A 10,157-nucleotide genomic window follows, 5' to 3' on the forward strand; every position below is an offset into this window, starting at 1 on the left:
AAATTATACAGGAAGCTTTCGTTATCGTCTCTTGATAATTTAATAAAGTCCTCTTGAAAGAACCGTACCGACAAATGTTAATCTGTTGTATGCTGCAGGATCGAACAGGTCAATGACCTGTTCGCCCTGATGCATACAACATGATGTAACATTTTTAGGTACTCAGTTTTTTTAATATTAGTGTTACTATTTAAAACTACTTTTTCCACTTGGAAAAATCCAGGGTGGCGAAATAGTCCGCTGGGGTTTCAGCCCGACGGATCAGTTCGGTGCTGCCATCTTCTTTTAGCAGTACTTCTGCAGAACGCAGCTTGCCGTTGTAGTTGTAGCCCATGGCAAAACCGTGGGCCCCAGTATCGTGAAGAACCACCAGATCACCGATATCAATTTTAGGAAGCTTGCGGTCGATGGCGAACTTGTCGTTATTTTCACATAAGCCCCCGGTGACATCGTAAACGTGATCCAAGGGGGCATCTTCCTTACCCATCACGGTGATGTGATGATAGGCCCCATACATGGCCGGTCGCATCAGGTTGGCCGCACAGGCATCAAGACCAATATATTCTTTGTGGGTATGTTTTTCATGGAGGGCAGTGGTAATCAGATGACCAAATGGTCCCAGTACAAAACGGCCGAGTTCAGTGTAGATGGCAATATCGCCCATGCCAGCCGGTACCAGTATTTCTTCAAAGGCTTTTTGAACGCCCCGGCCGACTTCATAAATATCGGTGGGTTGCTGATCGGGCAGATAGGGAATCCCAACCCCACCGGACAGGTTGATAAAGGCAATGTGAGCCCCCGTTTCCTGATTCAGCTCCACCGCCGTCTGAAACAGAATCCGGGCCAAAGCCGGATAGTATTCATTGGCAATGGTGTTGCTGGCTAAAAAAGCATGAATTCCAAAATGCTTAACGCCTTTATCTTTTAAGATCGCAAATCCTTCTGACATCTGTTCCCGGGTGAAACCATATTTAGCCACCTGGGGAGTATCCATAATGGCGTTATCGATAACAAAGTCGCCACCGGGATTAAAGCGGCAGCTGATCGTTTCCGGCAGTCCTGCCACCTCTTCCAGAAAGTCAATATGGGTAATATCATCCAGGGTAATCAGGGCATTAAGCTTTCGTGCTAAAACAAAATCTTCCCGAGGCGTCACATTGGAGGTAAACATGATATCCTCACCAGCAAAACCAACTGTATCTGACATCATCAGTTCCGTATAGGATGAGCAGTCAACCCCACAGCCTTCTTCTTTTAATATCTGCAAAATAGTCGGGTTGGGCGTCGCTTTGACGGCAAAGTATTCTTTATAACCCTTATTCCAGGAAAATGCCTCCTGGAGGTTACGAACATTTTCGCGGATACCTTTTTCATCATACAGATGGAATGGAGTTGGGTATTGTTTGACAATTGCTTCTAACTTTTCTTTGTTAACAAACGTTTTTTTCATATTATTGATTTCCTTTCGTCATTTCAATCAGCTTTATTTCATTTTTCATGGCGTCTTTAAACAAATCCACCAGATTCTGTTTCCGGGAATAAAGGCAGGTGGAATACTCGCCATTATTGATATCTCCGGTAAGGACATTGGTGGAATCGGCAATCAGCCGAATCTGCTGGAGCGGTTGATCGGAACGATGGATAATCGTTCCTGCCAGCTCCCAGCTACCATTAGTGATGATCACCATCTTGATACCCCGGTCAATCGCTGCTTTTATATCCGGGGTTACGGTTTCCAGAATCTGACCGGGTACCGAAATGTATACCCGCTCCCGGGCTTCCAGAATCATATTGCGCAGTTTATTAAGGATATTCCCTTCTCCTTTGATGGTGATATAACCTTCCACCGCATCCCGTTTGCGGGGAATGGTATCAATCAGCTCCTGCCTGGCAGCCTGGAGCTTTCGAATCTTATTGTCACAGAATTCAGAAATAGCTACCGGGGTATAACGGATGGTTGCTTCCTCGATCACGTAAGCCCCCCCTTTTTCCACCAGGGACGCCAGCGAGGTATAGGCATTGGATCTTGAGATACCGGTCGTCTTGGCCACCTCATACCCGTTCAAATCGCCTTCGGACAGCAGGGTTAAATAAATCACCGCCTCATGGCGGGTCAGCCCAAATTGTGTCAATCGTTCAACTATTTCCATAATCATCAGTCCTTATTACTAGTCTGTTGGCACTTTTACCATAACACTTTAATCACCAGTTCCGTTTTTTAACGTGTGTAATATATAGTGTTCCTACTTAGTAAGTCTACACTAGTTTTGTTTAGCTGTCAAGAATGATTATAAAAAAACTGCATGTAAAATTCATGCAGTTAACTCGGTTCGTTTATTTTTAAGGCCCAACATATTGATCGTTGGCAAAGGTGCCCGCATAGATGGTTCCGTCAGCCATGGTCAGCGTACCTTTTCCATGCATCATGCCTTCTTTAAACTCCCCCACATAGGTGTTGCCCTGATCCGTCTTGGTTCCGTAACCATCCAGCTTGCCATACTTCCATTCGCCCTGAAATTTTGTTCCCTCATATCCAGTGGCTGTCCCCTGGCCATGCAGCTTGCCATCCTTCCATTCGCCTTCATAGATCACATTCTCAGAATACTCAAACTTGCCGTAACCGTTCGGCATGCCATTTTTCCATTCTCCGGTATAGACGCCACCACCAAAAGTATGGGTGCGAACGCAACCACTGGTTATCAACAGCAGACCTGACACCATTAATAACGTAACTAATCTTGAAATCATCTTTGTGCTCATTTGTTCCCCCTATTTTTTTGCATCCTTTTCTGCTGTCTCAGCTAATCAAGAATTATGATTTCATTATATCGCATCGAGAGCAGTTAATAAATATTAAAACGGCTCGTTGGGTAATAATTTACACATTTTTCTGATCAACCAAATAGATGAAGTCACCCAAGCAGTCAGCTGCCGATCAAAAACAGCGTTCGAATTAATACCATATACAGTCCCGTTCCGGCAGCAATGCTTAAAAAAACATTATTTCTGAGGCAATGAACAATAATCACCGCAGCCACACTTAATAGCTCTGCTAATCCATAGGGATAAGCAGTCAAAATCGTATTTCGCAAACAAAAAACCACCAATATAATCATGATTGCTGCCGGTAAAACCGTTCCCAGATAGCTGACCGTATCTGGTAATTTTTTTTTGCCGCCAAAAAACAGGAACGGCAGTGCTCGGGTAAAAATCGTTACCAGCGCTACCACTGCCAATGCTTCGATGGTGCTGATCCAGTTAGTATTCATAGATGATCTCCTCTTCCCCGTCAATTGACGCTGGCTTACACTCTTTTACCGGTTGCATTTTTTGTCCAGCTGTTAATCTCGGTTTCATCATAATCAGCACCAGCACACTGAGGGTTAAGGCTGGCAAAATAAACTGATTGGGGCCCAGAATAGTATAAAATACCACGGCGCTGATTAACCCGGTAAGAGCTGGCCAGTGTGAATTCATCGACTTCCACTGATTCATGCAGACGGTAATAAAAAAAGCCGTCGCAGAAAATTCGATTCCAGTCAGATCATAGGGGATCAACTGTCCAAATAGAGCCCCTGCCAGACAGCTTAAAATCCAGACCAGATGCAGAATCAGGGTTATATAGAAATCACTCTGCCGGGCATCCACATCCACTGGATATTTAATATTACACAGGATGGAGTACACCTCATCAGTCAAGGTTACAACCATATATGGATACTTTCGTCCCATCTTCCGGAATCGCTCAATAAAGGCAAGACCATAAAAAATATGCCGGGCATTGACAAAAAAAGTCATCATCGCAATAGTACCCAGTGAAGCGCCAGCGGTAAGCAGCGAAACCATCACGATCTGCATCGATCCGGCATAAATAAAAAGACCCGAAATGAGTGACCACCCCGCGGTATAACCCGCCTCATCCATCAAAACGCCAAAAGCGATCCCAATAAACAAATATGGAAACAGTACCGGAATTGTTTGTTTAAAGGCAAAAATAAAACTCTTCATGAGACACTCCCTTACTATTTAGTGCGATTTTTGCTTTATTTTAACACGCAAAAATACGCCATACAATAAATTAAATGTATGGCGCACAAATTAACAGCAATCATCCAGAAGGTTTTTTAATATGATCAGTCCCTGTTCCAATTCAGCCAGGGTTTCCGGAGCACAGACCGACATCCGGACTGCCCGACTGGGGATACTATTGCCGACGGTAAATCGCTCGGCACCGTAAACTCGAACCCCCTGCTCCATTGCCAGCGCCTCAAAAACAGATCCGGTTATCGTCCCAGGCAACTCCAGCCACCGAAAGATGCTGGTTTCGTCGCCGTGACAGAGATAGTCGCTGAGGGTGCGATTTACCAATTGATTGCGCTGTCTGGCATTTTGCTGATGGCTTTTAATAAATTGATCCAGCTGGCCCGAGACAATAACCCGGGCTGCCAGCACGGCCATTAGCGGCGAAACGGAGATATTGAGGTTATACAAAGCCTTTGATACTTGTTTGCAATAGGCCTGGGGCACCGACAGATAGGCCATCCGTAAACCGGGTGCCAGGGTTTTTGACATACTGGCGATATAAATGGTCTGCTCCGGAGCAAAGGATGCCACGGCTGGCCGGGCATTTTCTGCCAGTAAATGATAGGCCCCGTCCTCGATGATAAAAATATTCTGCTCTCTGGCAATCTCTGCCAACGCACGACGACGGTCAATGGACATCGTATGAGTGGTGGGATTGTGATGATCCGGAATCAGATAAATCCCCTTAATGTTTTCATTGCGACAGCTATCCATCAGTGCATCACCATCCATTTCCCCATCACGATGACGAATGGGAATCAGCTGTATCCCCAACATTGAAGCAGTCGTTTTAAGCCCGGAATAGGTGTGGGGATCAGCTCCGATTTTGTCACCATGACGGCATAGTCCAGCCAGAATGGCTGATATGGCGTTTTGACCACCGTTGGAAAACAAGATGTTTGCCGGTGCTGGACAAAATCCTCCTTTTTCCATCAGCTTCACTGCCGTATCTTTCAACCAGATATTTGCGTTGGGTCGGCTGTAATTAAATAGTTTATCGGCATCAGCTTCGTTAAGCATATCTTTCAAACAACCAATGAGTGGCGAAAAGGTGGCTGTATCCGGAAAAACTGCGCCCAACTCAATCAGATTCCGGGGTTTATCATCTGGCAGCAGATAAGCATTAGCCAGGGCATCGAAGGACACAAAGGTGCCACTCCCGACAGTAGCACTGAGGAGCCCTTTTAACTCACAAACCTTGCAGGCCTTGGAGACGGTGCTGACATTAATATCCAGAAAATCTGCCAGTTCCCGCTGCGGTGGCAGCTTTGTTCCCGGTAAGAGCTTCCCGGTTTTGATGTCTTGCTCCATTTGCCGGGCCAGGGAGAGGTACAAGGGTTTTACCTGATGATTCAGGACGGGTTTCCAGGACATTGGATAATCTTCAAATGAATTAACTGGCATGGCTCTAACTCCTTTAAAACACTATTTTTCCCATTCTATCGAAAACCCCTGCAAACGTCAAGTTGGCAGGGGTTTTCTGGTTTAATCAAATCATGTTAATTTTTAATCATGATTTTTAATTCTTCGCAAGTTTTTTTAAGATCTCTAGTCAGAGCCTCGAGGTCTTCCACTTTTTCATCTGGAAATGCCTCACTCATCTCTACCCCAGGAATAGCCAGCAAATTATCCAGTTCATCATGGATGTCGCCCAGATTATCCTTTAGTTTATTGATCTGATTTTTTAAATCAATCCGTTCTTTGATTCCGTCCACCGTCAAAGCATCGTCATCCAGGCTGTATTCGGATACATCCTCAACCACCGTACAGTCAAAACCCAAAATTCTTTTTACTGTATTGGCAAAGGTTTTTTTTGCTTCTTCTTCCCCGTGCACCAGGAATATTTTTTTAGGTTTCTCTTTAAATCCTGACAGCCACTTCAGCAGATCATTTTTATCGGCATGGGCTGAGAATCCTTCCAGAAAATATATTTCGGCACTGACATGAATACGTTCACGGAGAATGCGAACGTACTTTTCACCACTGATAATTGCCCGTCCGGTGGTGCCTTCTGCCTGATAGCCGACAAAAATAATGCTGGATTTCGGTTTCCAGAGATAGTGTTTCAGATGATGTCGAACCCGACCAGCATCAGCCATTCCGCTGGAAGAAATAATGACCTTCGGTGAAGCATTCTCATTGAGGGCCTTGGACTGATCGATGCTCTTTGTAAAATTGAGATTTCTGAAATAAAAAAGTTCCTCGCCATTTTTGATCCGCTCTTTGATTGCATCATTGAAATAATGGGCATTTTTCCGGAAAATGGCCGTGGCATCAGTGGCCAAAGGGCTGTCAACATAGACGTTTACTTTGTCCAACTGATTCTGATGAAAGTCATGGTGGTCATAAAACAGTTCCAGTTCATGAATCAGATCCTGGGTTCTCCCCAGCGCAAAGGCCGGTACGACCACCGTCCCCCCCCGGGCCACTGTTTTAAAGATAATTTCCAGAAACCGCTTACCACTTTCCTGTTGTGTTTCATGGGCACGATCGCCGTAAGTCGTTTCCATAATCAGATAATCGGCCGCTGCAATCAGGGTCGGATTATTGAGCATTCGCTGGTTAACGGCTCCAATATCCCCAGAATAAACCAGCTTGGTGGTTTTTCCACCGTCCTCAATCCACATTTCGATGATAGCAGCACCCAATATATGGCCAGCTTCATTGAGACGAATCTTGATTTGGGAATTAATCTCAAAACATTGCCCATATGCTACCGGAAAGAAATACTGGGAGCAGCGGGCCGCATCTTCCTCGGTGTACAGCGGTTGAACCTGTCGCTGTCCGGAACGGCTTGTTCGTTTATTAATCCATTTCGCATCCATTTCGTGAATAGTGCCGCTATCCTGAAGCATGATATCGGCTATTTCGGCGGTTGCCCCGGTACAGTAAATTCTCCCGGTAAATCCCTGTTTAACCAGCAACGGAATCCGGCCGCAATGATCCACATGAGCATGACTTAATAGTATAAAATCAATCTCAGCAGGATCAAAATCAAAGGCCTGATAGTTTAATTCTTCCAGTGCTTCACTCCCCTGAAACAAACCGCAGTCCATGAGAAATTTACTGTGATCGGTCGTCACCAGATGACAGGAACCAGTGACAGACATCGCCGCTCCTAAAAATTTTATTTTCATTTTCTTACTCCTGTTCGTGTAATTTCCAATTCAAGCAGGTCGTATTTTTAAACAATTAACATAATCGCTATTTACACCCCCGCATTTTTTCTTGTAACGCTTTCCAATGCGGTGTTAAATCCCTGGAGTTTTTTATTGACACAGTCATAGATACTCCCATCCGGATAGTTGCCATCTGCATCCATTTTTCCTGCTGGAATACCCGTCAGAATTTCCAACCCCTCTTCGATATGATTGATGGCATAAATGTTGAAGCGTCCCTGCGCAACTGCCTCGATTACCTCATCTTTTAACATCAGATTAATGGTATTGCTGGCAGGAATGATAACACCCTGGTCTCCGGTTAGTCCAGCCGTCTGACAAACATCAAAGAAACCTTCGATTTTTTCATTGACACCCCCAATGGGCTGGATTTCACCGCGCTGATCCACCGAACCGGTAACAGCCAGACACTGCCGGATACCAACTCCTGCTAAACTTGAAATGATCGCATAGAGCTCGGCACTAGAGGCACTGTCCCCCTCGACGCCATCGTATAATTGTTCAAAGGTAATCTGGGCTGTCAATCCCAGTGGTTTATCCTGAGCAAACTTTCCGCCCAGATATCCGGCCAGCGTCAATACACCCTTGGAATGAATATTACCGCTCATTTCGGTTTCCCGCTCGATGTTCACGACCCCGCCGTGCCCCACATGAGTAATTGCAGTAATCCGGGAAGGTAGCCCAAATGTATAACCACCGGTCTGAATGATAAACAACCCATTAATCTGCCCCACTGTTATTCCCGTCGTGTCAATGATAATCCGTCGATCCGCAATCTCTTCCTGAATTTTTTCCTCCAACCGGTTAAACCGATAGTTACGATCATTGACGGCCTTTTTCACATGAACCATGCGCACGGTCTCACTACCGTCTGATTTTGCTCGGGCAATGGATTCATAGATAACCTCCCTGACATCGCCAAATCGGGTTGACAATTTTTTCTGGTTTCCCGCCAGTCGTGATCCATATTCAATGATACCGGCCAAACCGGTCTGATCAAAACAATGAACATCTTTTTCCTCGCAAATTCCACTGACAAAGGAAACATACTTACGAATATTCTCCTGATTACGGGGCATTTCTGAATCGAAATCAACTTTCACCTTAAAAAGCTCCCGGAAATCCTCATCACTGGAAAGAACCAGATAGAAAAGCGGACTACCAATGAGAATGACCTTAATGTTGAGTGGAATTGCTTCCGGTTTCAACGTAACCGTCGGAACGGTTCGATATTGCTCCCCAATATTTTCAATTACTGCAGCCCTGTTCCTGAGCATTTTTTTTAAAACATTCCAGACAAAGGGATCAGTCAGTAAATCTTTTGCCTGCAAAACCAGATACCCTCCGTTGGCCAGATGGATGGCTCCAGGTTTCACCATGGTAAAATCGGTATTAACCAGAAAAAGCTGACTTTTATACTCAATTTTTCCAAAGATATTGTAATAATATGGATTTGACTCCGTAATAACGGGTGCCCCCTGCAGATTTTCATTATTGATAAATAAATTGACGCGATAGCGATTATATGGATCAGTTTCACCCTGACCGGTAAACCCATTAAAAGTAACTGGACTGTCACCATCACTCTCCTGTTGATTTGTTTCATCCGGCTGATGAGTGGCAGGATGTGTTTCCTGATTAGTAAAGATGCCATAGCGATCTGCCACATCATGCAAAACATTATCGAGATACTCAACAATTTGTGAGGACGCCTGGTATTTTTCTTTTAATGAAACAATTAGTGGTTGCGCCCCACGATATGCTGTTTCTCTGGTCAGCTCGATAATTTGAGCAGTCATTTTTTTTTCGGCCTGTTGACCATCTGCCAATATTCGTTCCAACTTTTTGACCAATAGATAACGCTTTTCGTTGATGATATTGCGCTGTTCGTCGCTCAGGTTACTATACTCTTCCGGTTGATAGGGTCGGCCATCATAGAGTGGAATAAACACAAATTTCATCCCCACCGTTTTGACACCAAAACCATCCTCAAGTGCTTTCTGATTGATGATCATCACCAATTCTTCCATTTTAAGCTGATAGGTGTTAAAGATCCGATCTTTTTTGAGTTCACAATCGGTGCTTTCAAAATTTTTCCGAATTACATTTTTAAGTTCTAGAATCAGCTTGTCCATATCCTTCTGAAAGATCCGGCCCTTCCCTGCTGGCAGTGAAACCGCCAATGGTTTGTCCTTATTGCTGAAATTGTAAATATAACACCAGTCGTCAGGAACCGGACGCAAGGCTGCCGCCCGATTAACGACATCATTGGTGTACTCGCTCTTGCCCGTCCCTGATGGACCAACGACAAAAATATGATATCCATCATCCTCCATGGCAATACCAAATTCCATGGACTTGACTGCCCGTTCTTGTCCGGCAATCGCATCCAGGGGCGATACGTCCAGGGTCGAATTGCAGAATTTCAATTCTTCTGCGTTGCAGACTTTTTTTAGTTTATCGATGGGAACCCGATACTGATCATGTATTTTCATATCCTGCCACCTTTCCAATTTTGAAAGCAAAGAAAATCAACAGTCTCTTTTTCGTTAAACCTTTATTATATTGATATCCAACTTGTTTGAAATTACGCAAGTTTTGCAAATAAAAATGCACCATAGACGCATTTAGTCGACGGTGCATTTTGTTACTGCTTAAGGGTTTATTCTAATTATTCATCTGTTTGTTGATCTATCGCAATTGAAACTGGTCAATCATCTGTTTTAACAGAATCGACTGGCCGGAAAGCTCTTCGCTGGCTGCTGCACTTTCTTCTGCCGTGGCCGAGTTCTGCTGGACAACCTGGGCAACCTGTTCAACGCCCATGTTAATCTGAGCAATGCCGGTGGCCTGTTCATTGGATGCTTCGGCAATGTTACCGATCAAATCATTGAC

At 44.6% G+C, this 10,157-nt stretch carries 9 protein-coding genes; all 9 read right to left on the reverse strand.

All coding sequences use genetic code 11. The annotated features are described in order from the left end of the window. Positions 1 to 196: 196 nt before the first annotated feature. Positions 197 to 1,450 (reverse strand): diaminopimelate decarboxylase, encoded by a 1,254-nt coding sequence (locus tag B3F51_RS09220; RefSeq protein WP_070369473.1) that lies wholly within the window; start codon positions 1,448 to 1,450, stop codon positions 197 to 199. 1 nt (position 1,451) lies between these two features. After that, the gene (locus B3F51_RS09225; protein WP_148636491.1) at positions 1,452 to 2,150 is read right to left on the reverse strand and encodes a TrmB family transcriptional regulator; all 699 of its coding nucleotides are present in this window, start codon (positions 2,148 to 2,150) and stop codon (positions 1,452 to 1,454) included. A gap of 190 nt (positions 2,151 to 2,340) precedes the next feature. Then, a complete protein-coding gene (locus B3F51_RS09230; protein WP_286806784.1) occupies positions 2,341 to 2,760 on the reverse strand; it encodes an MORN repeat-containing protein in 420 nt (139 codons plus the stop codon). A gap of 164 nt (positions 2,761 to 2,924) precedes the next feature. Further along, complete coding sequence (locus tag B3F51_RS09235; protein WP_070369471.1) at positions 2,925 to 3,269, reverse strand: branched-chain amino acid transporter permease; 345 nt, start codon at positions 3,267 to 3,269, stop codon at positions 2,925 to 2,927. After that, positions 3,259 to 4,008: an AzlC family ABC transporter permease gene (locus tag B3F51_RS09240; protein WP_148636489.1), complete on the reverse strand. Its 750-nt coding sequence runs from the start codon at positions 4,006 to 4,008 to the stop codon at positions 3,259 to 3,261. The genes B3F51_RS09235 and B3F51_RS09240 overlap by 11 nt, the downstream gene beginning before the upstream one ends. Before the next feature lie 90 nt (positions 4,009 to 4,098). Further along, entirely contained in the window at positions 4,099 to 5,487 is a 1,389-nt protein-coding gene (locus B3F51_RS09245; protein ID WP_228883509.1) for a PLP-dependent aminotransferase family protein, read from the reverse strand. A gap of 95 nt (positions 5,488 to 5,582) precedes the next feature. Beyond that, positions 5,583 to 7,220, reverse strand: coding sequence for an MBL fold metallo-hydrolase RNA specificity domain-containing protein (locus B3F51_RS09250; RefSeq protein ID WP_228883506.1), 1,638 nt, complete (start codon positions 7,218 to 7,220; stop codon positions 5,583 to 5,585). 71 nt (positions 7,221 to 7,291) lie between these two features. Continuing rightward, positions 7,292 to 9,757: a Lon protease family protein gene (locus B3F51_RS09255; protein WP_286946722.1), complete on the reverse strand. Its 2,466-nt coding sequence runs from the start codon at positions 9,755 to 9,757 to the stop codon at positions 7,292 to 7,294. Positions 9,758 to 9,953: 196 nt separating this feature from the next. After that, a partial coding sequence (locus tag B3F51_RS09260) for a hypothetical protein (RefSeq protein ID WP_414632368.1) occupies positions 9,954 to 10,157 on the reverse strand: 204 nt, incomplete at its 5' end.

The sequence above is a fragment of the Acetobacterium sp. UBA5834 genome (assembly GCF_002435675.1).
Taxonomy (GTDB): domain Bacteria; phylum Bacillota; class Clostridia; order Eubacteriales; family Eubacteriaceae; genus Acetobacterium; species Acetobacterium wieringae.

Coding starts and splice junctions, on each gene's coding strand:
- B3F51_RS09220 (WP_070369473.1), bottom strand. CDS start 1,450: ATGAAAAAAACGTTTGTTAACAAAGAAAAGTTAGAAGCAATTGTCAAA.
- B3F51_RS09225 (WP_148636491.1), bottom strand. CDS start 2,150: ATGGAAATAGTTGAACGATTGACACAATTTGGGCTGACCCGCCATGAG.
- B3F51_RS09230 (WP_286806784.1), bottom strand. CDS start 2,760: ATGAGCACAAAGATGATTTCAAGATTAGTTACGTTATTAATGGTGTCA.
- B3F51_RS09235 (WP_070369471.1), bottom strand. CDS start 3,269: ATGAATACTAACTGGATCAGCACCATCGAAGCATTGGCAGTGGTAGCG.
- B3F51_RS09240 (WP_148636489.1), bottom strand. CDS start 4,008: ATGAAGAGTTTTATTTTTGCCTTTAAACAAACAATTCCGGTACTGTTT.
- B3F51_RS09245 (WP_228883509.1), bottom strand. CDS start 5,487: ATGCCAGTTAATTCATTTGAAGATTATCCAATGTCCTGGAAACCCGTC.
- B3F51_RS09250 (WP_228883506.1), bottom strand. CDS start 7,220: ATGAAAATAAAATTTTTAGGAGCGGCGATGTCTGTCACTGGTTCCTGT.
- B3F51_RS09255 (WP_286946722.1), bottom strand. CDS start 9,757: ATGAAAATACATGATCAGTATCGGGTTCCCATCGATAAACTAAAAAAA.